Source organism: Actinomadura rudentiformis (assembly GCF_008923185.1).
In the GTDB taxonomy this organism is placed as follows: Bacteria; Actinomycetota; Actinomycetes; order Streptosporangiales; family Streptosporangiaceae; genus Spirillospora; species Spirillospora rudentiformis.
Genome location: NZ_WBMT01000016.1, coordinates 117,871 through 143,886, shown reverse-complemented (window position 1 = coordinate 143,886; position 26,016 = coordinate 117,871). Strand labels below are relative to the sequence as shown.

Below are 26,016 nucleotides of genomic sequence, written 5' to 3'. Positions count from 1 at the left end.
GCCTTGCGCAAGGTCTCCTCCTCCCCGAAGAAACAGCGAACCTCCTGAAATCTGGGACTCCCACTAAGGTTGTGCCATGCACGGACGATCTTGGCTTGGCGTCGGGGCGGCGCTCGCCGTCGCCGGCGCCGCCGCCGGGATCGTGGCGTGGCCGGACCCGGAGCCGCCCTTCGTCGACGGACGGCTGCGCGCCGACCTGGTCCCGCTGATCCAGGCCCACCTCGAGACCAAGGCCGACCTCGGCGGCGCGCTCGACGCACAGCCCGAGCTGAAGAGCCGTTGGTTGTGCGACCTCGAACTGATCGAGACCGAGCGGCGCGGCCCCGACCTGCTGGCCGGTGTTTACGCGTCCTGCGGGGAGTTCGCCAAGACGGGCGCGTCGCTCGTGACCGGGACCGGCTTCCTTTCGCCCATGCGCGTCACGGTTCGTTCAGGCGCGGTCACATCGGTCGAAAGACCTTTGGACGGAGCCGGATTCCAGCCCACGGTGAGCCGCATGTTCACCGAGGCCGGCGAACGCAAGGTCTTCGACCTCATCGACTCAGGCGGCCCGTTCGAGCGCGACCGTCTCCCCGAGCGGGCCCGTCGCGCCTTCGGCCTCCCCGCCGACGCCCCCATCCGCGACCACCCCTGACCGGAGCGCCGGGCGGGGACTGAGGCCGGCGTCGCCCGCAAGCATGATCATCCGCGGTTTTCCCTTGTGCCACAGGCCGATCGGGCGACTCATCACGGGCCAACCCGCCTTCTCTTGTCCAGCCTGTGACCTGCAACAACTTGACATGTTCGAACTTGTGTTCGAAATTGTAAGGGGTCGGGGCGACGTCGTGAGGAGGAACAGTGGCGGACGCGGCGTGGGCCAGGGCCACGCTGGCGAACGCCACGGCGCTCGAGACCCTCGGGCTGGAAACCGCCTCCCGGCTCGATCTCGTGCCGGTCCTGCCGGCGCTCCGCCCGGTCGTTCCGGGGCTCCGGCCCGGCTCGGTCGTGGGGCTGGCGGGGACGGGATCGGCCTCCCTCGGGCTCGCGCTCGTGGCAGGAGTCTCCCAGCACGGCGGCGAGAGCGGGACGGGAGGGTGGTGCGCGGTGGTCGGGATGCCGGAGTTCGGTGTCGCCGCCGCTGTCGGCATGGGCGCGGAGCCCGGGCGGCTGCTCCTGGTGGACGAGCCTGACGGGCGATGGCCGGACGTGGTGGCCGCGCTGATCGAGGCGGTCGATCTCGTCCTGGTCCGGCCACCGGAACGTCCCGGCACCGCCGCCGTACGACGGCTCTCGGCGCTCGCGCGCAAGCACGGTCGCGTGCTGACCGTCACCGGGCACGACTGGCCGGGCACCGCGATCCGCCTGAGGGTCGACCAGGCCGAATGGATCGGTCTCGGCGACGGTCACGGCCGGCTGCGCGGGCGGCGGGCGCGGATCGTCGCGGAAGGGCGCGGGGTTCCGGGCGCGGGTCGACACACGTGGGTATGGCTTCCCGGCCCGAACGGCGAGGTGGCGTCGTACGAGCCCGCGGTGGCCGGCGACCTGCGCCCGGTCGAACGGCAGCCAGATGGGACGCGGACGGTGCTGGAGGTCGTCCGGGAGACGCCGGGTGAGGACGTCGCATGAGCCGGACGCTGGTGGTGTGGTGCCCGGACTGGCCGGTGACGGCGGTCGGGATCGAGGCGACCACGGCAGGGGCGGTGGTCGTCCAGGGACGGGTCGCGGCGTGCTCGGCGGCGGCGCGGGCGGCGGGCGTACGGCGCAGGCAGCGGGTCCGGGACGCGCAACGACGCTGCCCTGACCTCGTCGTACGCGAGCGCGACACCGATGCCGAGGGGCGCTTGTTCGAGACGGTCGTGGACGCGGTGGCCGCTCTGACCCCCAAGGTGGAGATCGTCCGGCCCGGGATGTGCGCCATCGCGGCCCGGGGCGCGGCGCGCTTCTACGGCGGTGAGGAGTCGCTGCGGCTCATGGTGCAGGACGCGGTCGTGGAGGCCGGGTTCGACTGCGGCGCGGGCGTCGCGGACGGCCTGTTCGCCGCCGAGCTCGCCGCCCGTACCGAGGAGGGCGGGACGGTCGTTCCACCGGGCGGGGCGGCGGGCTTCCTGGCCCCCTATCCGCTCTCGGTCCTCGGCCGCCCGGAGCTCGCCGATCTCCTCGCGCGGCTGGGCATCCGGACGCTGGGCGCGTTCGCGGCGCTGCCGTCCGGGCATGTCGCGGGGCGGTTCGGGGCGGACGGCGCGCTGGCCCAGCGGCTCGCGCGGGGCGAGGAGCCACGGCCGCTGGCGCCCGGTCACGCGGCCGTCGACCTGTCGGTACGGGACGAGTTCGATCCGCCCGCAGCCCAGGCCGACCAGGTGGTCTTCGCCGCCAAACGCCTCGCCGGCGAGCTCCACGAAGGGCTCGGCGCGGGCGGTCTCACCTGCGTCCGGCTCGCCGTGGAGGTCGGCTTCGCGGACGGTCACGTGCTGGAACGGCTGTGGCGGCACGACGGGCTGCTGTCCACGCTAGCGATCGCCGAACGGGTCCGGTGGCAGCTCTCGGCGTGGCGGTCGGAACGGCCCACGCCGGGTACCGACGCCGACGGCATCGAGCTCCCCGGGGACGAGCAGGCGGTCTGGGGCGGGGTCGCGTGGCTGGAACTGACCCCCGACCAGCTCGTTCCGGACGAGGGCAGGCAGCAGGCGCTCTGGGGGCAGAGCTCGGTGACCGACCGGATCGCGCGGGCCGCCGACCGCGTCCAGGCGCTGCTCGGCCACCGCGGGATCACCCGTCCCGTCCTGACCGGGGGCCGCGGACCCGGCGAGCAGGTCACGAAGGTGCCGGTCGGCGACCTGGTTCCCGGCGGCATCCCGGACGGCCCCTGGCCCGGGCGGATCCCGGCGCCCGCGCCCGCCTCCGTACCGGCCGCGTCCCTGTCCGCAGAGGTGACGGACGCGTCGGGGGCTCCGGTGATGGTCTCGGCGCGCTGCACGCTGTCCGCGCCGCCCGCCCGCGTCTCGTTCGACGGCCGGCCGTCCGTCGCCGTGACCTCCTGGACCGGGCCGTGGCCGGTGGACGAACGCTGGTGGGACCCCGCCCGTTCGCAGCGGCGTGCGCGCTTCCAGGCCGTGACCGACGACGGCCGCGCGTTCCTGCTGGCCGTGGAGGGTGGCCGCTGGCTGGTGGAGGCGACCTATGACTGACAGACCTATGGCTGACAACGGCCTGATGACCGAGGAGACGTTCCGTGGGCTGGCATAACCCGCCGATCTCCTGGCGGGATTTCGAGAAACGGCTCTCCTGGAAGCCCGGCGCCGAACGCCCGGATGCCGAACGCCCGGATGGGTCGTCCGGTGACAAGGCCGGCAGGCGGCCGCAGGATCCCCCTGAACCGCGCCGTGATCCTGCGGCCGTCCGCCGTTCCGGGCCCCCGATCCCGTGGGCCGAGCTGCACTGTCACTCCTCGTTCAGCTTCCTCGATGGCGCTAGCGAGCCGGCCGCGCTGGCGCAGGAGGCGGCGCGGCTGGGCGTGGAGGCGATGGCGATCACCGACCACGACGGGATGTACGGCGCGGTGCAGTTCGCGCAGGCGGCGAACGAGCTGGGCGTCGGCACGATCTTCGGCGCCGAGCTCAGCCTCGGCCTGCCCGGCCCGCAGACCGGCGAACCCGATCCCGCCGGGGAGCACCTGCTCGTCCTCGCCCGCGACGCCACCGGTTACGCGCGGCTCTGCTCGGCGATCACTGCCGCGCAGCTGGACGGCGGCCAGAAGGGCCGTCCGGTGTACGACGTGGACAAGCTGGCAGGCGCGCATGGCGGGCATTGGGTGGTGCTGACCGGATGCCGCAAGGGCGCGGTCCCGGCGGCGCTCTCGGGGGCGGCGGGGCGTAGCCATGGGGGTGGAACACAGCCCGGTGGCCCCGAAGCGGCGGAACGGGAGTTGCGGCGGCTGACGGAGATGTTCGGCCGCGACAACGTGTTCGTCGAGCTCATCGATCACGACCAGCCCGACGACGACGTGCGCAACGACGTGCTCTTCGAGCTGGCGGCCCGTACCGGCCTCGGCGCCGTCGCCTCCAACAACGTGCACTTCGCGGCGCCCGGCCCGGACGCCCGGCTCGCCCAGGCCCTGGCGGCGGTCCGGGCGCGGCGCAGCCTCGACGACATGGTCGGCTGGCTGCCCGCGGGCGGCACCGCGCACGTGCGCACCGGCGCGGAGATGGCCGCCCGGCTCGCCCGGTTCCCCGGTGTGCGCGAACGCACCGTCGAGCTGGCACGGTCGTGCATCTTCGACTTCGACGTCGTGGCGCCGCGCCTGCCCGACTGGCCCGTGCCCGAGGGGCACGACGAGGCGAGCTGGCTGCGGCAGCTGGTGGCCGAGGGCGCGCTCAAGCGGTACGGGCCGCCCGGCCGCGAGAGGACGCCCGGCGCGTACGCGCAGATCGCCAAGGAGCTCGACGTCATCGAGAACCTCGGCTTCCCGGGCTACTTCCTGATCGTCCACGACATCGTCAAGGCCTGCGAGGACCGCAACATCCTCTGCCAGGGCCGGGGCTCGGCGGCCAACTCGGCGGTCTGCTACGCCCTCGGCATCACCGGTGTCGACGCCGTACGGCACGGGCTGCTCTTCGAACGGTTCCTGTCGCCCGGTCGGGACGGGCCGCCCGACATCGACCTGGACATCGAGCACCGCCGCCGTGAGGACATCATCCAGTACGTCTACGACAAGTACGGGCGCAAGTGCACCGCCCAGGTCGCCAACGTCATCAGCTACCGGCCGCGCATGGCGGTACGGGACGCGGCGCGCGCGCTGGGTTTCTCCCCTGGGCAGCAGGACGCCTGGTCGAAGGGCATCGACCCGCGTGACCCCGTCGGCACCGAGGCCGAGATTCCGACCGCCGTGACCGATCTCGCCGCCCGCATGCTGAAGCTCCCCCGGCACCTCGGCATCCATTCGGGCGGCATGGTGATCGCCGACCGGCCCGTCGGCGAGGTCTGCCCGATCGAGTGGGCCACGAAGGCCAAGCGCAGCGTGCTGCAGTGGGACAAGGACGACTGCGCGGCGGCCGGGCTGGTGAAGTTCGACCTGCTCGGCCTCGGCATGCTGGCTGCACTGCACGACACGTTCGACCTGGTCGCCGAACACCACGGCGAACGCTACGACCTGCACTCGATCCCACCCGAAGATCCCCTCGTCTACGACATGCTGTGCGACGCCGACACGGTCGGGGTGTTCCAGGTGGAGTCGCGGGCGCAGATGGCGACGCTGCCCCGGCTCAAGCCGCGCGAGTTCTACGACCTGGTGGTGGAGGTCGCGCTGATCCGGCCCGGCCCCATCCAGGGCGGCTCGGTCCACCCGTACCTGCGCCGCCGCAAGGGCGCCGAGCCCCCGGACTGCCCCCACCCGCTCATGCGGAACGCGCTCGCCCGCACCCTCGGCGTCCCGCTGTTCCAGGAGCAGATGATGCAGCTCGCGGTCGACTGCGCGGGCTTCTCACCGGCCGAGTCGGACCTGCTGCGGCAGGCGATGGGCGCCAAGCGCGCGCCCGAACGGGTGGAGCGGCTGCGCACCCGGCTCCTGGAGGGCATGGCCGAACGCGGCATCCCCGCCGACATCGCCGAGGACATCTACGAGAAGATCCTCGGCTTCACCGGGTTCGGCTTCCCCGAGTCGCACGCCCAGAGCTTCGCGCACCTGGTGTACGCGAGCTCCTGGCTCAAGCGCCACCACCCCGCCGCCTTCACGGCCGCGCTCGTCCGCAACCAGCCGATGGGGTTCTACAGCACGCAGTCCCTCTACGCCGACGCCCGCCGCCACGGCGTGGTGGTGCGCCCCGTGGACATCAACGCCAGCGACGCCCACCCCACCCTGGAGGAACCGGTCCCGGTCGTCAGCGACCACCCGCACGCGCCCGGGAAACCCCAGCCCGCGATCCGGATGGGCCTCACCGGTATCCGCAACCTGGGCGACGACGTCGCCGAGAAGATCGCCGCAGGCCGCCCGTACACGAGCATGGAGGACCTGGTCCGCCGCGTCCCCCTCTCCTCAGCGGCTCTGGAGTCCCTGGCCACCGCGGGCGCCTTCAGCGACGTGCCGAGCGCGGGGGCCTTCAGCAACGTGCCGGGCGCGGGCGATGCGCGTGTCGGGCGAGGTACGGGGGTTGGACGGCGGGAGGCTTTGTGGGCGGCGGGGGCCCTGGCAGGTGTCGGGCCGGGGCAGTTGGAAGGCGTCACGCCCGGGGCGGCCGCTCCCGCGTTGCCGCCCATGACGCCGGTCGAGGAGACGCTGGCGGATCTGTGGGCGACGGGGGTGTCGCACACTCATCCGATGGCGCATGTGCGGGAGGCGCTCGACGAGCTCGGCGCCCTCTCGTCCACGCGGCTGGCGGCGGTGCCCGGTGAGACGAACGTGGTGGTGGCCGGGCTCGTCACTCACCGCCAGCGGCCTCCGACGGCGGGCGGCATCGTGTTCATGACGCTGGAGGACGAGACCGGGATCATCAATGTGACGTGCCCGCCGCAGGTGTTCCAGCGCCACCGGGGGCTGGCGGTCGACTCCCAGGCGCTGCTGGTGAACGGGCGGTTGGAGAAGGCCGACGGGGTGACCAGCGTCCGGGCGACGCGGCTGCGGCGGCTTCCCGTCCCCGGCAAGGTCAAGTCGCGCAACTTCCACTGATGTGTCCGGATCTGGTCGCATATGCTCTGACCTGCGGCGTGGCATGAAATGTCGCTTTTAAAGGGACTCTCAATAACGCGATATGTCTTGACGTGGAGAGATGTCCGACGTAGGTGTGGGAGGGCGGGCGGCGCACCTACTGGGGGTTCCTCCATGTTCGGCGAGTACCGGTTCTCGTCCATCCCGTGCGGACGGATCAGCAAGTGGATCGTCCTCGTGGTCTGGATCCTGCTCTTCGTCCCGGCCATGATGCTGGCGTCCAAGCTGACCGACGCCCAGAGCAACGAGACCTCCTCCTGGCTGCCCAACAACGCCGAGTCCACCCAGGTCGTCGAACTGGCGGAGAAGTTCGTCCCGAGCGACACGTTCCCCGCCGTGGTGGTCTACCACCGGGACGGCGGCGCGATCACCGCCGAGGACCGCGCCAAGGCCACGGCCGACGCGGCCAAGCTGGCGCAGATGACGGGGGACCCTCCCGGCGACGCCCCGCCCCGCAAGATCGTGCAGAACATCCAGGGGCCGCAGGCCTCGAAGGACGGCAAGGCACTCCAGACGCTCGTCAACGTCAAGGTCGACGAGGACGGCTGGGAGCTTCTGGGACCGGCGGTCAAGGACTTCCGTGACGTCGTGCAATCCGGAGGCGGGGGCCTCGAAGCTCACGTCACCGGCCCGGCCGGGTACGGCGGCGACTTCAGCAACGTCTTCTCCGGCTTCGACGCGACCCTGCTCTACATCACCGCGGCCATCGTCGTCGTCATCCTGCTGATCACGTACCGCAGCCCGGTCCTCTGGCTGGTGCCGCTGTTCTGCGTGGCCGTCTCGCTGCAGGCGGCGCAGGCGGTGGTCTACCTGCTGGCCGAGAACGCGGGGCTGACCGTGAACGGGCAGGCCGCGTTCATCCTCACCGTGATGGTGTTCGGCGTCGGCACCGACTACGCGCTGCTCCTCATCGCCCGCTATCGCGAGGAGCTGCGCCGGCACAGCGACCGGCACGAGGCGATGGCGTTCGCACTGCACCGCGCCGGACCCGCGATCATCGCCAGCGGCTCGACCGTGGCGCTGAGCATGATGTGCCTGCTCATGGCGGTGCTCAACTCGACCAAGAGCATGGGGCCGGTGATGGCGATCGGCGTGGTCGTGGCGCTGGCCGCGATGGTCACGCTGCTGCCCGCCCTCCTGGTGATCTTCGGCCGGTGGATGTTCTGGCCGGTCCGGCCGCGGTACGGATCGCAGGAGCCGGCCGAACGTGGGTTCTGGGCCCGCGTGGGCACGTTCCTCACCCCGCATCCGCGCCTGACGTGGGTCGTCACCGCGGTCGTGCTGGGCGCCATGGCGCTCGGGCTGGCTGGGCTCAAGACCGACTACCTGGCGCAGAAGGACTCGTTCAGCGCCGGCAAACCCGACTCCGTCGCGGGCGAGGAGGTCCTCGTCGCGCACTTCCCCGCCGGCACCGGCGCCCCGATCCAGGTGATCGCGAACGCGCCGGGGGCGAGCGGCGTGCAGTCGGCGCTGGCCGGCGTGCCGAAGCTCACCGACGTCAAACCGGTCGGGAAACCCGTGGACGGCCTGGTCTACTTCGAGGGCACGCTGAACGCGCCGCCCGACACCGACGAGGGCTTCTCGATCGTCAGGCAGGCTCGCGACGCGGTCGACCGGGTCCCCGGTGCGGACGCCAAGGTCGGCGGCGCCAGCGCCATCACGCTGGACATCAACGACGCGTCCCGGCGCGACCAGAACCTCGTCATCCCGATCGTGCTCGTGGTCATCCTCGGGATCCTCGCGGTGCTCCTGCGCGCCCTCGTCGCGCCGCTGATCCTGGTGGCGACCGTGGTGCTGTCGTTCGCGGCGGCGCTCGGCGTGAGCGCGCTGGTGTTCAACCACCTCTTCGACTTCGCGGGGTCTGACCCGTCCTTCCCGCTGTGGGCGTTCGTCTTCCTCGTGGCCCTCGGGACGGACTACAACATCTTCCTGATGACCCGCGTCCACGAGGAGGCCAAGCAACACGGCACGCGCCGCGGCGCGCTCATCGGGCTGGCCGCGACCGGCGGCGTCATCACCTCGGCGGGTGCGGTCCTGGCCGGCACGTTCGCCGCGCTCGGCTCGCTACCCCTGGTGTTCGTCACCGAGCTGGGCTTCGCCGTCGCGTTCGGCGTGCTGCTCGACACGTTCATCGTGCGGTCGGTCCTGGTCACCGCGCTCAACCTGGACCTGGGCCCGCGCATGTGGTGGCCGAGCGCCCTGGCCCGCGAGCCCGAGCCGCGCACCGCCGCGACCGCCGAGGACGAGACCGCTTCGGTCTCCCGGTGAGCGCAGTCTCCGGGTGAGCACGGTCTCCCGCTGAGCACGGCGCGCGCCGTCCCACACGCCTTTCCGGCGCGCGCCGTCCCCACCCGGGCACTCGTGCCCGGCACCGGCATCGGCTACCAGTTGGGGTGGCCGATGTCGGCGTCGTCGGTGATCGCCGTGTCGCCGGTGCCGTCGAGCCGGATCGCCCGGACGCGCGGCTCGCTGTACGGGCCGCGCACGTAGGCGAGCCACTTGCCGTCACGGGACCAGTTGGGGTCCATCTCGTGCTGGGAGCCCTTGGTGAGTTTCCGGTCGCCGCTGCCGTCGGCGTTCATCACCCAGATGTCGCCGTTGGGGTAGGCGCCGCGCGTGTAGGCGATCTTCGTCCCGTCCGGTGACCACTCGGGGTCGTTGGCCGTGACACCGTCCTTGCTCCGCTTCGTCCATGTGGCGGGGTTGGCGATGTCGAGCGTGTAGATGGCCTGATCGTCGTCGCGCTTGCTCCAGAATACGAGCGTGTCGCTCTTGGGCGACCACATGGGGTCGTCCTTCTCGGAGCTGTCAGAGGTGAGCCGCTGCACCTTCCCGGTGGCGATCGTCATGATGGCGATCTGGCGGTTGTCGCCGTCCTTGACCATGCCCGCCAGCCGGGTGCCGTCCGGCGACCAGGTCAGCCGGCCGCCCGCCAGGTCCGAGCTCACCTTCCGCGGGTTGCTGCCGTTGCTGTTCGCCACCCATGCCTCGTGGGTGTCACCGTCATTGCGGGTGAACGCGATCTTGTCGCCGGCGGGCGAGCGCTCCGGCAGCACGTCGCACGTGGAGCCGGTGATGAGCGGCTCGATCTTCTTCGTCCCTGGCGTGAAACGGCCGATGTCGCCGTAACACTTCTTGGGCCAGCCCTTCTGGGTGTCGATCCGTACGTACATCGGAGCGGTGGGCAACGGCGCGGGTCCGGCGGCGGTCAGGTTGCCATTGGTGGTGGTGTTGGGATCCTTCTTGTCGTCCGACTGCAGCATCCAGACCGCGGCGCCCGCTCCGCTCGCCGCGACCAGGGTCAGCGCGGCGGCTCCCGCCACGACGAACCCGCTGCGCTTCGGCCGCTCACCCCGGGGCGACGGCTGCCTGGGAACCGGCCTGGCCACCGGGGGCTCCGTCGGCGCCTCGGCCTCATGCCGGGCAGGCTGGATCGGCGGGGCGGACTCGGCGTGCGAGGCGGGCCGCGCCTGCCCAGCCGAGGCCTGCTGAGCCGGAGCGTGGCCAGCCGAGGCCTGCTGAGCCGGAGCCTGCTGGGCTGGAGCATGCTGGGCCGGAGCCTGCGGGACTTCGGGCCTCGGGCCGGGTGGCGGCAGCACCGCACCCCGTCGCATCGCCGGATCGGTCACGGTCTCGCCCGCGGGATCCGTGTGCTCGGACCAGCCACCCCGCGGCTCAGGCGGCGCGAGCGCGCCGTTGGCTCCCGGGGGTGACTCCCCCATGGCCGGCGACTCTGCCACGTTGCCCCAGAGCTCGGCGGGAGGCGGCGGGGCCTGTGGTTCTGCGGGCGGTGACGGCGGCCCTGCCGCTGCCGCCGGTAGCTGCCAGCCCATGGGCGATGCCGCGTCTCCACCCGAAGGGCGAGGCTGAGGCGCCTGCTGTGGCTCCTGCGCCTCCTGCGGGGCTGCGGGCGGCGGGGCCTGAAGGTTGACGGGCGACGGCGGGCTCCCGACCGGCGGGGATGACGGCTCGGGAGCGGGCGGCGCGGACGGCAGGGGCGGGGCGGGGAAGCCCTCGCCCAGATGGGTGGTGATCTCAGCTTCGCTGCCTGCTCCGCCCACCAGCGAAAGGAGCAGCTCGCGGGCGGAGGGGCGGCGCTCCGGCTCCTTGCTGAGCGCGGTGCGCACGAGCGAGGCCAGCGGATCGGTGAGGGCGCCGAGATCGGGGTCGGCGTGCAGGGCACGGCCCACCATGATCTGGAACGAGCCGCTGCCGAACGGGTTGCGGCCGTTCGCCGCGTACGCGACGAGGCAGCCCCAGGCGAAGATGTCGACCGAGGGCGAGACCTGCTGGGTCAGGATCTGCTCCGGCGCGATGTAGCCGGGCGTGCCGACGACCTGGCCGGTCTTGGTGTGGGACGTGGCGGCGTCGAGCGCCCGGGCGATACCGAAGTCGATCACACGCGGGCCGGAGATCGACAGCAGCACGTTGCTCGGCTTGAGGTCGCGGTGGACCAGCCCGGCCGAGTGGATGGCGACGAGCGCGGCGGCGACGCCGACGGACACGCCGTGCAGCATGCCCGGTGACAGCGGCCCGTTCTCCTGGATGTGCTGGAGCAGGGAGGGGCCGTCGATGTACTCGGTGACCATGTAGGCCATGCCGAGGTCCTCGCCGTGGTCGAGGACCTGGGCGGTGCAGAACGAGGCGACCCGTTCGGCGTTGGCCATCTCGTCGTTGAACCGGGACAGGAACGCGCGGTCCTCGGCCAGCTCCGGCCGGACCACCTTCACCGCGACCAGCTGGCCGGCGGGTGCACGGCCCAGGTAGACCGCGCCCATCCCGCCCTCGCCGATCTTGGCCTCGAGCTCGTACGGGCCGACCCGTGCCGGGTCGTCGGAACGCAGGTCCCGCAACCCGGCGCCTGGCCGGGACCGTTGGTCGGACATGCGATCACCCCTTGCACCCCGGGGGCCGCCCGCCCGTCCGCGAAACAGTCCCCACCCCGTTCCAACACGATGGCAGAGGAGCGCCTTTCAGGCCAGATGCCCGAAGAGGTCAAGCTCGCGTCAAGGCCGCCCCGATCCGCGGCAAAACTCGGGGAGGCGGATCTGAATCCGCCGTTTCGCCACCTCTGTCAGCATACGCTGACCAACCAGTCATATCGCTTCATACCAGGTCACAAGGTCATCGGGGGACGGTGTGCTGACGCGAAGACGGCTGCTCTCTCTGGCGACACCCGGGGTCGGCGTGCTCGCCTTGCTGGTGGGCTGCTCCGGAACATCCGCGCACCGGCCCCAGCACGCGATCGTCGACGTCACCACCGTTCACACGATCGACCCCGGGTCCGTACCCGGCCTGACCGCGGTGACGCGGAGCGAGCAGAACCGCCACCGCCGTCTCTTCGCCGGATATCCCAGCATCGCCGGCGCCGAGCCGCTCACCCGCGCGCTCGCCAGGGCGGTGGACGCCCAGATCCGGCCGTTCAAGGCGAGCACGAGAAAACCCAGCACGCTCCCGGGCGGGAACGTCCCCGAACTCAACGTCCAGTGGTCGCTCGCCGCCGCGTCGGGCGACGTCGTGGGGGTGCGGCTGGTCTCGGACCGGTTCATGGGGACGTCAGGAGGGGAGTCACGGCAGACCCTCTGGTACGACGGGACCGCGCGCGCCGTCCGGCCCTCCGCCGCCCTGGTCGAGGGCAAGGCCGGGCTGGCCGCTCTCACGGAGGTGGTCCGCACCCGGCTGGGCACCGAGACGAACCCGTCCCAGGTCCGGGCGGATCCGAGCACGTTCACCTCGATCGTCTTCAACGAACAGGGCGACATGGTCGTGGAGTTCAGCGACTACTCCGTCGCCCCCGGCGCCGCCGGCCGGATCGCGGCGGCGCTCCCCCACGCCACCTACGGCCCGCTGCTGTCGGAGTTCGGCCGCCGCGCCCACGACGCCGCCGTGGCCACGCCGCCGAGGCTCGCCCTCCGCTCGCCGGCGGTGACGACGCGCCCCTCCGCCGCTCCTTCGACGCGGGGTCCCACGTCCCCGCGGACCGACTGCGCCAAGGCCAAGTGCATCGCCCTCACCTTCGACGACGGCCCCGGCCCGTACACCGCGCGGCTGCTGGACATGCTGGCCGGACGCAAGGCCCGCGCCACGTTCTTCGTCGTCGGAGCCAACGCCGACGCCGTCCCCGAACTGCTGCGCCGCGAGGTCGCCGAAGGCCACGAGATCGGCAACCATACGCAAAGCCACCGGGACCTCAGCCGGCTCCCCGCCATGCGGGTGAACTCCGACATCCATCGCACCGACGAGATCGTACGGGCGGCGACCGGGAAGGCCCCCACGTTGCTGCGTCCTCCGTACGGCGCCGGCAACGCCACGGTCGCCGAGGTGGCCAGGTCCCTCGGGATGCCGCAGATCCTCTGGGACGTGGACACCCACGACGGTCACGACCATGACCCCCGGGGCGTCGCCGACCGGGCGGTGTCGAAGGCCCGGCCGGGAGCGGTCATCCTCATGCACGACATACACCGCGGCTCGGTCGACGCGGTCCCGCGGATCCTGCAGCGCCTGCAGGACAAGGGGTACACCTTCGTGACGGTCTCCGAACTTCTCGCCGGGCAGCGAGTCACCCCCGGCGCCCGCTACGGCGCCGTCAGGCCGTGATCATGTCGAGCTGCCGCAGGATCACGCCCTCACGCAGCGCCCAGGGACACACCTCCAGCTCGGTCAGCCCGAAGAGGTCCATGGCCGCGTCGGCGACGATCGCCCCGGCGGGGAGCTGACTCGCGCGCCGTTCGGAGACGCCGGGAAGGTCGGCGCGTTCCTCCGCGGTGATCCTGGCCAGCTTGTCCGTCCACTCGGTGAGCGCCTCGTGCCGGAGGGTCCGCCGGACGAACGGCCCTTCCGACGAGGGAGCGGCCCCGGCGATGCGTGCGAGCTGCTTGAACGTCTTGGAGGTGGCCACCGCGTGGTCGGGCACCCCGTACCGCGCGACCTCCCCGACGTGCCGGGCGATCTCGGCGCGCACGTGGCGGCGGAGTTTGCGCACCTCGTCGGCCGGGGGCGGATCGGAGGTGAACCAGTCGCGGGTGAGCCGGCCGGCGCCCAGCGGCAGCGAGATCGACGCATCCGGGTCCTCGTCGATGCCCGCCGCGATCTCCAGCGAGCCGCCGCCGATGTCGACCACCAGCAGCCGCCCGGACGACCAGCCGAACCAGCGCCGGACGGCCAGAAAGGTCAGCTTGGCCTCGTCCGGCCCCGACAGGACCTTGATGTCGACCTGCGAACGTTCGCGGATCCGGTCGAGGACCTCCTCGCCGTTGGCGGCGTCGCGCACCGCCGAGGTGGCGAAGGCGACGACGTTCTCCACGCCCTTGTCCTCGGCGACCTGCAGTGCCTCGTCGACGAAGGCGCCCAGCAGGTCCTCCCCCTCCGCCGAGAGCCGGTCGCCGTCCTCGAGGTGGGCCGCCAGCTTCAGCTCGGACTTGTGGGAGAACGCCGGCAGCGGGCGCGCCCCCTGGTGGGCGTCCACCACCAGCAGATGCACCGTGTTGGAACCGACGTCAAGCACTCCCAGTCGCATGGGCATGACGCTACCGAACCAACAGACCGTCAAATGCCACCGGACCACACCTAAAGCGCCTCCCAGCCTCGGATAACGTTGCGTCCGTGACCGAAATGCGCAGCTGGCGCGTTCCGCCGCCCCAGATCGCGGTGAAGTGCGCCGCGACCGTGGCGCTGGCGGCGCTGGCCGCCCTGTCGATGGACGACCCGCAACTGGTCTTCCTCGCCGGCATCGCCGCGCTCGGCGCCGGCGGGCTCGCCCTCCGCGACCTGCTGGCCCCCGTGCGGCTGACGGCCGGCGCCGACGGCCTGACCGTGGTGAACGGGTACGCGGGCAAGCGGCACATCCCCTGGCCCGACGTGACGGCGATCCGCGTGGACGAGCGTCAGCGCCTCCTCATGCGCACCCGCCTGCTGGAGATCGAGACAACGGACGACCTCCACCTCCTCAGCACCTTCGACCTGGGTGAGGACGTGCGGGACGTCGAGGCCGAACTCCTGCGACTCAACACCAGCGGCTGACGCACGAGGTCAGCGCCGTGATCGTGCGGCGGCGGTGAGGCGGTCGGCGAGGGCGCTGACGCGGTCGACGAGCTCGGGGGGTTCGTGGACCTCGAAGGGGACGTCCATCAGGGCGACCCAGACCGCCAGCTCGTTGAGGGTGTGGGCACCGCAGCGGAGCGTGCAGGTGTGCTCGTCGATCGGCTCGACCGTGCCCATGGTCGGGGGGATGTGCCCGACCACGGTCGCGGCGGGCGCGTGCATCGTGAAGACACCCTGGTAGCGGTACGGGGCGCTGGAGATCGCGCGGGAGGTGAAGGCGGCCACGTCCGGGTCCGGCGGGTCCCGGGGGACGAAGCGCGGGCCGTTCGGCGTGCGGAGCCGCAGCCGGTCGACCCGGTACGTCCGCCAGTCCGCCCGGTCGATGTCCCAGCCGACGAGATACCAGCGGCGCCCGGAATGCACGAGCCGGTGCGGCTCGGCGGCGCGCACACTCTCCTCGCCGTCGTGCGACCGGTAGTCGAAGCGCAGACCCTCATGGTCGCGGCACGCCGCCGCGATCGCCGTGAGCACGGCGGGGTCGACGCCGGGCGCGGCGTCCGTCATCGGCACGGTCATCGACTGCAGGGCGTGCACACGATGGCGCAGGCGCGACGGCAGCACCTGTTCCAGCTTGGCCAGCGCCCGTACGGACGTCTCCTCGATGCCGGAGACCGAGCCGCCCGCCGCCGTACGCAGGCCGACGGCGACCGCGACGGCCTCGTCATCGTCGAGGAGCAGGGGCGGCAGGTCCGTGCCGGCGCCGAGCCGGTAGCCGGGCGCCCCGGCCGTGGCGTGCACCGGATACCCGAGCTCCCGGAGCCGTTCCACGTCCCGGCGAACGGTCCGCGCGGTAACACTGAGGCGCTCGGCGAGCTCCGCCCCGGACCAGTCGCGACGGGTCTGCAAGAGCGAGAGCAGTCTGAGCAGCCGAGCCGAAGTTTCCAGCATGTCTCAAGAGTGCCCAATGCCTAGGTCCGAACCTGTCCTAACCCTTTCTTAACTTGGGCGGCATGAGCAACAGCGAAATCCGTCCGTTCCATATCGACATCCCCCAGGCCGACCTGGACGATCTGCGTGACCGCCTGGCGCGCACTCGCTGGCCCGACGAGCTGCCTGGGGTCGGCTGGTCGTACGGCGCGCCGGTGTCGTACGTGAAGGAGCTGGCCGAGTATTGGCGCACCGGTTACGACTGGCGTGAGCATGAGGCGGCGCTCAACAGGTTCCCGCAGTTCACCACGGAGATCGACGGGCAGAACATCCACTTCCTGCATGTGCGCTCCCCCGAGCCGGACGCGCTCCCGCTGATCCTCACGCACGGCTGGCCCGGCTCGGTGGCCGAGTTCATGAAGATCCTCGGCCCGCTGGCCGATCCGCGCGCCCATGGCGGCGACCCGGCCGACGCGTTCCATGTCGTGGCGCCGTCGCTGCCGGGCTTCGGCTTCTCCGGGCCCACCCGCGAGACCGGCTGGAACCTCCGGCGCGTGGCCCTGGCCTGGGCGGAACTGATGAGCCGCCTGGGGTACGAGCGGTACGGCGCCCAGGGCGGCGACACCGGTTCCCTCGTCTCCCCCGAGCTGGGCCGCGTCGCCCCGGACAACGTGGTCGGCGTTCATGTGAACGGCGGCCTCGGCTTCCCGACGTTCGACCCGGCCGAGACGGAAGGGCTCACAGAGGCCGAGCGGGCGCGGTACGGGCTCTACACCGACCAGGACGGCGCCGGCTACGCCATGATCCAGTCGACCCGCCCGCAGACGCTCGCGTTCGGGCTGCACGACTCGCCCGCGGGCCAGCTCGGCTGGATCGTGGAGAAGTTCAAGGAGTGGACCGACCCCGCCCACGAGCTGCCCGAGGACGCCGTCGACCGCGACCAGATGCTCACCGACGTCTCGATCTACTGGCTGACCGGCACCGCGGGCTCGTCGGCGCGCCTCTACAAGGAGGGCGCCACCGACTGGGGCCAGCCGGTCGAGCCGTCCAAGATCCCCCACGGCGTCGCGGTGTTCCCCGGTGACGCCGGGATCCGCCGCCTCGCCGAACGCCAGCACCACGTGGTGCACTGGTCGGAGTTCGACCGCGGCGGCCACTTCGCCGCCATGGAGGTCCCGGATCTGCTCGTGGACGACGTCCGCGCGTTCTTCCGCCTGGTCCGGGGAGGTTAGGTTCACCTAAGCTGACGGGGAGCCGCCGTCGACCGAAACGAGGCCGCCCACGCCATGCCGAAAGACCTGTTTGGCCTGCCGCTGTGGGCGGCGCTCGTCGTCGCGATCCTGATCATCTTCGTCCGGGGGCAGGCGTACTACTGGATCGGCCGCGGGCTCGGCGCCAAGCTCTACACCTCCCGGCTGGGCCGCCGCGTCGGCGAGGAGCGGCTGCGCAAGGTCGAGGCCCTCGTCGCGCGCCGGGGCGCGCTCGCCGTCTTCGCCGCCCACTGGATCGCCGGGCTCCGCCACGCGATCCCTATCTGCGCCGGCGGCATGCGCATGCCCCTTCCCCGGTACCTCCTCGCCACCGCCCTCGGCTCGATACTGTGGACCTCCATGATCATGCTCGGCGGCTACGCGCTCGTCTGGGGCTGGCTGGAGATCGCGGCCCGTTCGCCGCTCATCGCCGCGGCCGTCGGCATCGCGGCCCTCGCCCTCCTCGTGGCCTACCTCGCCTACCGGCGCCGCCGGGCCGAGCATCCCGCCGAAACGCCGGACAAGGACGGTGCCCACGTCTGATGGCGGTGATCTGATGGCGGTGATCGTCGCCTTCCACGCCCACCCTGACGACGAAGCGATCCTCACCGGCGGCACCCTCGCCCGCGCCGCCGCCGAGGGGCACCGCGTGGTGATCGTTGTCGCGGGCGACGGCCTCATGGGACCGCGCCCGCCCCACGAGCCGCCCCGGATGCGTGAGCTCCGCACCAGCGCCGCGGTCCTCGGCGCCGCACGCGTCGTCCACCTGGGCTACGCCGACAGCGGCCACGGCCCGGTGCTCTATCCCGATCCTCCGGACCGGCCCCGCTTCGTGCGCGCGGATCCCCTCGAAGCCGCCGAACGCCTCGCCGCGATCCTCCGCGAGGAGAAGGCCGACCTCCTGCTGAGCTATGACCCCAATGGCGGCTACGGCCACCGCGACCACGTCCGGGTGCACGAGGTCGGCGCGCTCGCCGCCCGGCTCACCGGGGTCCGCGTCCTCGAGGCCACCATGCCCCGCGACACCGCGGCCCGCCTGCTCGCCCTGGCCCGCCGCCTGCGCGTCCCGGTCCGGTACGACCCGGCCGCGCTCGACTCCGCATACAGTCACCGAGCCGAGATCACGCACGTCTCCAAGGTCCGCCGCTTCGCCCGCCGGAAGCAGGTGGCTCTGGCCTCCCACCGTTCCCAGCTCAACGGCACCGGCCGCCTGGCCCCCGTCGCCAGGGTCGCCACCAGACTCCCGGCCCCCGTCTTCGGCCTGCTCTTCGGCCGGGAGTGGTTCATCGAACGTCACTGACCCACATAGTTGCCGGCGTACGACTCGGCGGGCGGGATCTCCTTGATCACGTCGATGAGGACGCCGTCGGGGTCGGCGACGATGAAGTGGCGTTGCCCGAACTCCTCGGTACGGATGTCGAGCTCGGGCTTCAACCCCTCGCCGACGACGAGCCGCTCCCATTCGGCGTCCACGTCCTCGACCTCGAAGTTGAGCAGGAGCCCCTGGACCGGCTTGCGGTACGCCTCGGGCACCGTCGGGTGGGTGAAGTCGAGCAGCGCGAGCTCGTACGGCCGTTCGCCGCCACGGCGCAGGCTGATGTACCACTCGGCCTCGAACGTCACCTCGAACCCGAACAACCGCGTGTAGAAGTCGCGGGACTCGGCCAGACGAGTGGCGCCAAGAACCGGATAGAAGCTGGTCAACTCCACGAGAAACCCTTTCACGTACCGATGGTATGTGAGGGTAGGCTATTGACCTACCATCGGTATGTCAACGGGAGCGCGGATGGCGAGCAGGGCGGAGCAACGGGAGCAGACCCGGCGGACTCTCGTGCGCGAGAGCAGGCAGCTGTTCGCGACGAAGGGCTACGCCGCGGTGGGCCTGTCGGAGATCGTCCGGGCGGCGGGAGTCACCAAGGGGGCCCTCTACCACCACTTCGAGAGCAAGGCCGAGCTCTTCGGCGCGGTCCTGGCCGAGGTCCAGCAGGAGGTCGCCGACACCGTCGCCGCGACCGCGGACGCGCAGGACGACCCCTGGGACAGGTTCACGACCGGCTGCCAGGCGTTCCTCACCGCCAGCACCGATCCCGCCACTCAGCGGATCATGCTCATCGACGGCCCGGCCGTGCTGGGCTGGAACGAGTGGCGCGCCATGGACGAGGCAGGGTCCGCCCGGCATCTCGCCGACGCCCTGGCCGACCTGATCGAGGCGGGCCTCATCGCCCGCCAGCCCGTCGCCCCGCTGGCCCACCTGCTGTCGGGCGCCATGAACGAGGCAGCCCTGTGGCTCGCGACCTCACCCGGAGACCTGGACGCCACCCGCGCCGCCCTGGCGCAGATGCTCGACGCCCTCCGCGCGGCCTCGGAGGGCGCACACCCGCTGACTCAGAGGTCGTGACGAAGGGGGTTGTCGATGTCAGGTGGGGAGGGGCTCGTCGGCGGTGGGGTAGGAGCTTTGGGCGCCGGGCTTGCGGACGGCGGCGGCGCCCACTCGTACGGCATGGCGGGCCGCGTCGGCGAGGGTGTCGCCGCGGGCGAGCCGGAGGCAGAGGGCGGCCGTGAACGCGTCGCCGGCGCCCGTGGTGTCGACCACCTCGACCTTGGGCGACGGGACGGCGGTGACGCCCGTGGCGTCGGCCGTGAGGGCGCCCTCGGGGCCGAGGGTGATGACGACGGAACGCGGGCCGCGGGCCAGGAGCGCCGTGGCCATGGAGGCGGGATCGTCCCTGGCGCCCAGGAGGAACGCGGCCTCGTGCTCGTTCACCACCAGCGGGTCGCAGAGGGCCAGGAGGTCGTCGGGGATGGCGGTGGCCGGTGAGAGGTTGAGGACCACCCGGGCGCCGTTGGCGGCGGCGGTGCGGGCGGCGGCCTCGACCGTGGGAAGGGGGATCTCCAGCTGGAACGAGACGACGGCGGCGGAGAGGAGCCCGGAGTCGAGGTCGGAGGGGGCCAGGTGGGCGTTGGCGCCGGGCGAGACGATGATGCTGTTGTCGCCGTCCGGGTCGACGGTGATGAGGGCGACGCCGCTCGGGCCGGGCGTGACCAGGAGATGGCCCAGGTCCACCCCGGCCTCGGCGAGGGCGGCACGAAGCAGGTCGCCGTGGCCGTCGTCCCCGATGCGGGCGAGGATCGCGGTCCGGGCCCCGAGGCGGGCGGCGGCGACGGCCTGGTTGGCGCCCTTGCCGCCCGGGTAGGTGGCGAGGTCCGAGCCGAGGACGGTCTCTCCCGGGGCGGGCCGCCGGTCGACGCTGACCACCAGATCCGCGTTGACCGACCCCACGACGACTACTTCGTGCGTCACCTGATCTCCTAGTGGTCGGACTAGGACGCGAACTCGGACGCGTTGGCCTTGGTCGCGACCTTCACCGGCACGGTGTTCGTTGACTCGATCTTGTCACCCTTCGCCGCCCGGATGGCGCTCTGCACCGCGATCTGCCCGAGGAGCCGGGGCTGCTGGGCGACCGACGCGGTCATCGTGCCCGCCTGGACCGCCTTGATGCCGTCCGGGGTGCCGTCGAAGCCGACGACCTTGACCTGGCCGCCTGACTTGGTGCCCAGCGCCTTGACCGCGCCGAGGGCCATCTCGTCGTTCTCCGCGAAGACACCGGTGATGCCCGGGTGGGACTGCAGGAGGTTGGTCATGACGTCCAGGCCCTTGGTCCGGTCGAAGTCGGCGGGCTGCCTGGCCACGATCTTGATATTGGGGAAGGCCTTCATCCCCTCCGCGAAACCCTGGCCTCGTTCGCGGGACGCCGACGTGCCCGCCTGACCCTGGATCCACGCGACCTCGCCCTTGCCGCCCATCGCCTCCGCCAGCGTCTTGGCGGCGTCCCGGCCGCCGGCCACGTTGTCGGACGCGACGAGCTGGGCGACGGTGGCGTTGTTCACGTTGCGGTCGGCCGCGATCACCGGGATGCCCGCCTTGTTGGCCACCCTGGACGGCGGGCGACGCGGCGTCGGAGTCGACCGGGTTGACGATGATCGCCTAGGCCCTTGCCCTGGTAATTGGTGCCGTCACAAGTGGTCGCCAGATTCACGACCCCCCGGTCCACTCCGATCCAATCGACCGGCTCGAATAGCTCGGCCTCTTCGATCTCGCAGGTCGCATACAGGAACCACATGCTGTCCCGGAACACCAGGTCGCTCTCGCCCTTGCGACGCTCGGCCAGGGTCTTCAATTGCGCGGCCGACGCGGTGAACGCGATGCCCTGCACCCGGCCGTGGACGGTCCAGATCGACACGGTGCGCGCATCCACCTGCCAGGACAGGCACCGGTCATCGAACGGCTGGGCGGCACCGGGCCGGAACGCGACCGGCTTGGACTCGGCCTTGCGGCGGCGCCTGGAGCATTCCCCGCCCAGAAGCCCGGCATCGATCTGGGCGTGCAGCGTGGTGTAGGCGTCAGCGGTCTTACGGATCACATGGAATGCCGGCTGCGCCGACAACCCGGACGCCTTCAGCTCGGCGTAGACGAGCTTTTGCAGTCCGGCGCGGGAGAACATCTGCTTCTCGTACGCCATAACGGACACGCGGTTGGCCAGTTCGTTGCAGGTGTGCAGGGTCGCCGTCAGCGCCGCCGCCTGCTCATGCGTCGGCAGCAGCTTCACCTGCACCACCAGTTTCATGACCACGAACATAGCGGCCCGCTATGACATCTTTACTCTGAGTCGCCAAACGGACCGTTGAACCAGGAACCTCAAACCCGCAAGGAAGGAGACCTTTCCTTCCAGGGAGAGGAGAGGTCACGAAGGTGCTCTTCCCTTTATGTATGCCTGACATCGGCTCAGCACGGCGAGAGCGTCGAGAGGTCGACGATCTCCGCCAGCGCCTCGACCGACGCGTAGTAGCCGCAGCCCACCAGCCCGCCCTTGTCGGTCGCCACGAACGCGCTCGTCACCTCGGCGGGAATTCCCGCGAAGTCAGCCCAGACCCGGTGCGCGCCCACGAGACGCACACCGGTCACACGTAAGTCCCCCGGCCCCGCCCAGCAGCGCGACTCCCCCCGATCACCCTCCATGAGATCAAAGTTACGTTGCGTGACATTCCCTCTCCGTGCCGCCCCCACCCAGTAGCGTGGGCGAACGTGAGCGAGGTCCATGAGTCACGGCTTGCGCGACGAGTGACGGACGCGGCCGAGAGCCTCCTCAAGCAGTCCAAGTCGGTGGCGCCGGTCGAGGTCTTCCTCAGCATCGGATGGCTGCGGCGGCCGCGCGTGGACGAGTGGCGCCAGGGCAGGCTCGACCACCTGGAAGCGGCCCTCTCCGTACGGCCGGACAAGATCTCGGCCGCCCTCCGGTCCCTGCGCGACTGGGCCGAGCGCAACGGTCTGGAACCGAGCGAGGCGGCGTACATCGCGGCGACCAGAGACCGCCGTCCCCTGCGTTTCACCGCGTCCGGCGACGAGACGGCCGAACGCGACTACCGCACGCACTGGATCTCGCCCGGCCTCTCCCCCGCCCAGCGCGAGAGGCTCGCCGCCAAGGACGGCAAGGCCCCGGACCTGGTGGCGATCCTGCCCCTCAAGGAGTGGACCTGCGCCGGCTGCCACGGCACCGGCGAGTTCCTCGTCATGGAGGACGCCGCACCGCACTGCCTCACCTGTGCCGACATGGACCACCTGGTGTTCCTCCCCGCCGGAGACGCCGCGCTGAGCCGCCGTGCCAAGAAGGAGAGCGGGCTGTCGGCCGTGGTCATGCGGTTCAACCGGCGGCGCAAGCGCTACGAACGGCGCGGCATCCTCATCGAGGAGGCCGCGCTCGAACGCGCCGAGGAGCAGTGCCTGGCCGACGAGGACGCGCGGGCGCGCCGCCGCGACCGCGACCGGGAGCGGCGCGAACGGCTGGACGTGGCCTTCCAGGGGCAGATGGCCGCCGAGATCCTGCGGCTCTTCCCGGGCTGCCCGCCCGCACGCGCGGACGAGATCGCCCGGCACGCGGCGGTCCGCGGCAGCGGCCGGGTCGGGCGGTCGGCGGCGGGCCGGGCCCTGGACGAGATCGCGGTCACCCTCGCCGTCGTCGCCTCCGTACGCCACCTGGACACCGACTACGACGAACAACTGATGTCGGGAGTCCCACGCGCCGACGCCCGCGCCGCCATCCGCGCGACCGTGGACGCGGTCCTGGACGGATGGCGGCGCTGAGCGTCTTTCGTCTTTCGCCGCGTTCAGTCGCGGGAGCCGAGGAACTCCGTGCGGGCGACGATTGCGGTGTCGGGGTTGTCGCTGAACAAGGCGTCGATGCCCGTGCGGTAGAAGAGGTCGTACTCCTTGAGGGCCTGACCGTAGTCGCTCCGCACGGTGCCGTTCCGGAGGTCGGCCGGCAAGAAGTCGTTCTCGTTGCGGAAGGTGTACGGGGCTACCTTCAGGCGGGCCGCGTGCGCGTCCTTGACGAGGGACGACGGGGTGCCGAGAGAGCCGTCCGCCTTACGCGGGATGACGAGGTTCTTCTCCGGCCCGATCCAGTCGGCGTACGTGCGGACCTGCTTGAGCCCGCCCGGCGTGATCATCTGCGCGTAGGTCGGCCCCTTGCCGTTGGCGATGGTGTCGTACGGAGCGCCCGCCGCCGAGATCGCCTGGAGCGCGGGGACGCGCAGCGACTTCGTCAGCGTCTGCAGGCTGGTCGGCTCGAACGACTGGACGATGGCGCGGCCGTCGCGGTGGTCGAGGCCGTTGCGCTTCAACGTCCGGATGACCGCGGGTTCGAGCGGCAGCCCGATAGAGCGGAAGTACGTCGGGTGCTTGGTCTCGGGGAAGATGCCCACCCGCCGGTCGTGCTTGCGGCTCAGGCGCTTGGCGAGGTCGATGACCTCCTGCAGCGTCGGCATCTGGTAGCGGCCGTCGTAGAGGGTGTTCTCCTGCCGGATCGCGGGCAGCCTCTCCGCCGCGCGCAACGACTTGAGCTCGGCGAGCGTGAAGTCTTCGGTGAACCACCCGGTGACCTTCGCCCCGTCGATGGTCTTGGTGGTCTTGCGGCCCGCGAACTCGGGGCGCTTTGCGACGTCGGTCGTGCCGCCGATCTCGTTCTCGTGGCGGGCCACGAGCTGGCCGTCCTTGGTCGGCACCAGGTCGGGCTCGATGTAGTCGGCGCCCATCTGGACCGCGAGCTCGTACGAGGCGAGGGTGTGCTCGGGCCGGTAGCCGGAGGCACCCCGGTGGCCGAGGACGAGCGGCCCGCGCGCCGAAGTGCCGTTCCCCGCCGGAGCGGCCTCCGCGGACCCCACCACCGCGAGCATCGGCAACAACACCGCGCCCGCCGCCAGCAGGGCGGCCTTGGCGCGGACCTTCCCTCTCAGGGCTGTACCGGCGACCATCTCGGCTCCTCTCCCGCGGCGTTCCCCCAGGCGACCGTCGCAGGGCGGATCACCGCAGCCCGGAACGTATCCAGCGCGGGGTACCCGGGCCAGGGCCTGGCCGATGACGGCCCGGCCAACCTTGATCGTCGTTTCGGTGAACGGCGGCGCGGCCCCGCCCGCACAAGCGCCGATCATTCCTGCCACAATTCCCCGCAAAAGCGGCACAATGACGGAGCGACGAAGACGGGGCGGTGAGAAGTGAGCGGAGCACAGGACTTCGACGCCACGGTGCCGAACGCCGCGCGGATGTACGACTACTGGCTCGGCGGCAAGAACAACTTCGCCGCCGACCGCGACGCCGCCGAGCAGATCATCAAGATCACGCACGGCTGGATCCGCCACGACGCGCATCTCAACCGGGCGTTCCTCGGCCGCGCCGTCCGCACCGCCGCCACGGCTGGTGTGCGGCAGTTCATCGACCTCGGCTCCGGCCTGCCCACGCAGGAGAACGTGCACGAGGTGGCCCAGCGGGTCGATCCCGCCGCGCGGGTCGTCTACGTCGACTACGACCCCGTGGTCACCGCGCACGGTCAGGCGCTGCTCGCCGGGGAGGACGGCGTCGGCTTCGTGCAGGCCGACATCCGCAAGCCCGAGAAGATCCTCGACGACCCGATCGTCCACCGGCTCATCGACTTCGACCAGCCCGTGGGACTGCTCGCCGTGGCGGTGCTCCACTTCGTCTCCGACGAGGACGATCCGTACGGCATCCTCGCCGCGTTCCGCAGCCGTCTCGTCCCCGGCAGCCATCTGGTCGTCTCCCACCTGGAGAAGGACTCCTACCCCAAGATCATCGATCGCGCGCAGGAGGTCTACCGCCGGGTCAGCACCGGGTTCACGGTGCGCGACCGCGACGAGATCAGCCGCATGTTCGAGGGCTTCGAGCTCCTGGAGCCCGGGCTCACCCACCCGGCCAAGTGGCGGCCCGACGACCACATCGAGACCGCCGAGACGTTCGCCCGCCTCGTCGGTGTCGGCGTGATGCACTGACGCGTTTCGGCCCGAGGCACGGCACGGCCGGGGCTATTGTCGGTTTCGTGCCGATCCCACGCCCGCGCGTGCCGAGACCGCGCGTCCTCTGCTGGTTTCTGCTCGCCGGCATGACGGGATACGCGCTCGCGTGGATCGTCGTCAGCCTCACCATCCTTGCGATGAGCACGTCCGCACGTTCCACCGAACGCGCGCAACGCCCTTCGGTCGGCGTTCCCGGGATCCATAACTTCGCGCACGTCGACGGGCACCTCTGGCGCGGCGCCGCCCCCACCGCCGACGGTTACCGCCGCCTCGCCACCCTCGGGGTGCACACGGTCGTGGACCTGCGGGCCGAGGAACTGCCTCCGGCCGCCCGGCGGCTCGCGGCGGACGCGGGGCTGACCGTCGTACGGCTGCCCATGCGCGACGGCCAGGCTCCGTCGCCCGACCAGGTCGAACGGTTCCTGACGGTCGTCGAGGGGGCGCGCGGCACGGTGTTCGTCCACTGCGGCGCGGGCGTGGGCCGGACCGGCACGATGTCGGCCGCCTATCTCGTCCGCACCGGTCAGGCGAACGCGGCGGACGCGACGTCGCGCAGCCTGGCGGTGGGCCCGCCGACCCTTGAACAGGTCGCCTTCATGCGGGGGCTGACCGGCGACCGCGTCGCCCGTCCCCCTGCGGCGGTGGTCGCCCTCAGCCGGATAGCCGACTCCCCCCGCCGCTCCTGGGCCCGCCTCGGCTTCTGACCACTGCCTTCACCGGCACCTCCACCCTGGGGTCGAGAGGCGGAAGCGTCCGCCGGAC

General features: G+C 71.6%; 23 protein-coding genes. 14 read left to right on the top strand and 9 right to left on the bottom strand.

The annotated features are described in order from the left end of the window. Nucleotides 1-76 precede the first annotated feature (76 nt). The 5 genes from F8566_RS31080 to F8566_RS31060 all read left to right on the top strand — a co-directional run bounded on the left by F8566_RS31080 (nucleotide 77) and on the right by F8566_RS31060 (nucleotide 8,944). Nucleotides 77-634, top strand: a complete 558-nt coding sequence (locus F8566_RS31080) for a hypothetical protein (RefSeq protein ID WP_151565407.1) — start codon at nucleotides 77-79, stop codon at nucleotides 632-634. A gap of 203 nt (nucleotides 635-837) precedes the next feature. Then, on the top strand, nucleotides 838-1,605 hold the full coding sequence (locus F8566_RS31075) for a hypothetical protein (RefSeq protein ID WP_225993678.1): 768 nt from the start codon (nucleotides 838-840) through the stop codon (nucleotides 1,603-1,605). Further along, entirely contained in the window at nucleotides 1,602-3,164 is a 1,563-nt protein-coding gene (locus F8566_RS31070; RefSeq protein ID WP_151565406.1) for a DNA polymerase Y family protein, read from the top strand. Before F8566_RS31075 ends, F8566_RS31070 begins: the two co-directional genes overlap by 4 nt. 44 nt (nucleotides 3,165-3,208) lie before the next feature. Beyond that, nucleotides 3,209-6,637 carry an error-prone DNA polymerase gene (locus F8566_RS31065; protein WP_151565405.1) on the top strand — a complete coding sequence of 1,143 codons (3,429 nt, stop codon included), beginning with the start codon at nucleotides 3,209-3,211 and terminating at the stop codon, nucleotides 6,635-6,637. Between the two features lie 153 nt (nucleotides 6,638-6,790). Continuing rightward, nucleotides 6,791-8,944, top strand: a complete 2,154-nt coding sequence (locus F8566_RS31060) for an MMPL family transporter (protein WP_151565404.1) — start codon at nucleotides 6,791-6,793, stop codon at nucleotides 8,942-8,944. Nucleotides 8,945-9,057: 113 nt separating this feature from the next. On the opposite strand, the gene F8566_RS52700 is transcribed toward F8566_RS31060, so the two are convergent. Then, nucleotides 9,058-11,562, bottom strand: coding sequence for a protein kinase domain-containing protein (locus F8566_RS52700; RefSeq protein ID WP_151565403.1), 2,505 nt, complete (start codon nucleotides 11,560-11,562; stop codon nucleotides 9,058-9,060). 253 nt (nucleotides 11,563-11,815) lie between these two features. On the opposite strand from F8566_RS52700, the gene F8566_RS31050 reads away from it, so the two are divergent. Next, nucleotides 11,816-13,273, top strand: coding sequence for a polysaccharide deacetylase family protein (locus F8566_RS31050; RefSeq protein ID WP_151565402.1), 1,458 nt, complete (start codon nucleotides 11,816-11,818; stop codon nucleotides 13,271-13,273). Here F8566_RS31050 and F8566_RS31045 read toward each other — a convergent pair. Then, entirely contained in the window at nucleotides 13,263-14,192 is a 930-nt protein-coding gene (locus F8566_RS31045) for a Ppx/GppA phosphatase family protein (protein ID WP_151565401.1), read from the bottom strand. The two genes, F8566_RS31050 and F8566_RS31045, sit on opposite strands and share 11 nt — an antisense overlap. A gap of 95 nt (nucleotides 14,193-14,287) precedes the next feature. Here F8566_RS31045 and F8566_RS31040 point away from each other — a divergent pair, with 95 nt between their 5' ends. Next, nucleotides 14,288-14,695 carry a PH domain-containing protein gene (locus tag F8566_RS31040; RefSeq protein ID WP_151565551.1) on the top strand — a complete coding sequence of 136 codons (408 nt, stop codon included), beginning with the start codon at nucleotides 14,288-14,290 and terminating at the stop codon, nucleotides 14,693-14,695. Nucleotides 14,696-14,704: 9 nt separating this feature from the next. Here F8566_RS31040 and F8566_RS31035 read toward each other — a convergent pair whose 3' ends face one another. Continuing rightward, entirely contained in the window at nucleotides 14,705-15,664 is a 960-nt protein-coding gene (locus F8566_RS31035) for a helix-turn-helix transcriptional regulator (protein ID WP_151565400.1), read from the bottom strand. Between the two features lie 62 nt (nucleotides 15,665-15,726). Between F8566_RS31035 and F8566_RS31030 the strand changes: the two genes are divergently transcribed. Genes F8566_RS31030 through F8566_RS31020 form a run of 3 tightly spaced genes read left to right on the top strand, consistent with a single transcriptional unit; the run spans nucleotide 15,727 to nucleotide 18,193 of the window. Then, nucleotides 15,727-16,875 carry an epoxide hydrolase family protein gene (locus F8566_RS31030; RefSeq protein WP_151565399.1) on the top strand — a complete coding sequence of 383 codons (1,149 nt, stop codon included), beginning with the start codon at nucleotides 15,727-15,729 and terminating at the stop codon, nucleotides 16,873-16,875. A 54-nt stretch (nucleotides 16,876-16,929) separates the two neighbouring features. Next, a complete protein-coding gene (locus F8566_RS31025) occupies nucleotides 16,930-17,436 on the top strand; it encodes a DedA family protein (protein WP_151565398.1) in 507 nt (168 codons plus the stop codon). Further along, nucleotides 17,423-18,193: a PIG-L deacetylase family protein gene (locus F8566_RS31020; protein ID WP_225993677.1), complete on the top strand. Its 771-nt coding sequence runs from the start codon at nucleotides 17,423-17,425 to the stop codon at nucleotides 18,191-18,193. The genes F8566_RS31025 and F8566_RS31020 overlap by 14 nt, the downstream gene beginning before the upstream one ends. Here F8566_RS31020 and F8566_RS31015 read toward each other — a convergent pair. Continuing rightward, nucleotides 18,187-18,603 (bottom strand): VOC family protein, encoded by a 417-nt coding sequence (locus F8566_RS31015; protein WP_151565550.1) that lies wholly within the window; start codon nucleotides 18,601-18,603, stop codon nucleotides 18,187-18,189. The two genes, F8566_RS31020 and F8566_RS31015, sit on opposite strands and share 7 nt — an antisense overlap. A gap of 76 nt (nucleotides 18,604-18,679) precedes the next feature. Between F8566_RS31015 and F8566_RS31010 the strand changes: the two genes are divergently transcribed. Next, nucleotides 18,680-19,291, top strand: coding sequence for a TetR/AcrR family transcriptional regulator (locus F8566_RS31010; RefSeq protein ID WP_151565396.1), 612 nt, complete (start codon nucleotides 18,680-18,682; stop codon nucleotides 19,289-19,291). Nucleotides 19,292-19,309: 18 nt separating this feature from the next. On the opposite strand, the gene F8566_RS31005 is transcribed toward F8566_RS31010, so the two are convergent. The 4 genes from F8566_RS31005 to F8566_RS30990 form a co-directional block, all read right to left on the bottom strand. Beyond that, the gene (locus tag F8566_RS31005) at nucleotides 19,310-20,194 is read right to left on the bottom strand and encodes a ribokinase (RefSeq protein ID WP_225993676.1); all 885 of its coding nucleotides are present in this window, start codon (nucleotides 20,192-20,194) and stop codon (nucleotides 19,310-19,312) included. Between the two features lie 20 nt (nucleotides 20,195-20,214). Beyond that, complete coding sequence (locus tag F8566_RS31000; protein ID WP_225993675.1) at nucleotides 20,215-20,826, bottom strand: substrate-binding domain-containing protein; 612 nt, start codon at nucleotides 20,824-20,826, stop codon at nucleotides 20,215-20,217. Continuing rightward, the gene (locus tag F8566_RS51625) at nucleotides 20,799-21,518 is read right to left on the bottom strand and encodes a hypothetical protein (protein ID WP_225993674.1); all 720 of its coding nucleotides are present in this window, start codon (nucleotides 21,516-21,518) and stop codon (nucleotides 20,799-20,801) included. Before F8566_RS51625 ends, F8566_RS31000 begins: the two co-directional genes overlap by 28 nt. 158 nt (nucleotides 21,519-21,676) lie before the next feature. Then, nucleotides 21,677-21,856 carry a hypothetical protein gene (locus F8566_RS30990; RefSeq protein WP_151565394.1) on the bottom strand — a complete coding sequence of 60 codons (180 nt, stop codon included), beginning with the start codon at nucleotides 21,854-21,856 and terminating at the stop codon, nucleotides 21,677-21,679. A 120-nt stretch (nucleotides 21,857-21,976) separates the two neighbouring features. On the opposite strand from F8566_RS30990, the gene F8566_RS30985 reads away from it, so the two are divergent. After that, nucleotides 21,977-23,032 carry a DUF2293 domain-containing protein gene (locus F8566_RS30985; RefSeq protein ID WP_225993673.1) on the top strand — a complete coding sequence of 352 codons (1,056 nt, stop codon included), beginning with the start codon at nucleotides 21,977-21,979 and terminating at the stop codon, nucleotides 23,030-23,032. 23 nt (nucleotides 23,033-23,055) lie between these two features. Here F8566_RS30985 and F8566_RS30980 read toward each other — a convergent pair whose 3' ends face one another. After that, nucleotides 23,056-24,201, bottom strand: coding sequence for a glycerophosphodiester phosphodiesterase (locus F8566_RS30980; RefSeq protein WP_151565393.1), 1,146 nt, complete (start codon nucleotides 24,199-24,201; stop codon nucleotides 23,056-23,058). A 240-nt stretch (nucleotides 24,202-24,441) separates the two neighbouring features. On the opposite strand from F8566_RS30980, the gene F8566_RS30975 reads away from it, so the two are divergent. Both F8566_RS30975 and F8566_RS30970 read left to right on the top strand, forming a co-directional pair. Continuing rightward, nucleotides 24,442-25,230: an SAM-dependent methyltransferase gene (locus tag F8566_RS30975; protein ID WP_225993672.1), complete on the top strand. Its 789-nt coding sequence runs from the start codon at nucleotides 24,442-24,444 to the stop codon at nucleotides 25,228-25,230. 47 nt (nucleotides 25,231-25,277) lie between these two features. Continuing rightward, nucleotides 25,278-25,958, top strand: a complete 681-nt coding sequence (locus tag F8566_RS30970; RefSeq protein ID WP_225993671.1) for a fused DSP-PTPase phosphatase/NAD kinase-like protein — start codon at nucleotides 25,278-25,280, stop codon at nucleotides 25,956-25,958. Nucleotides 25,959-26,016: the final 58 nt, after the last annotated feature.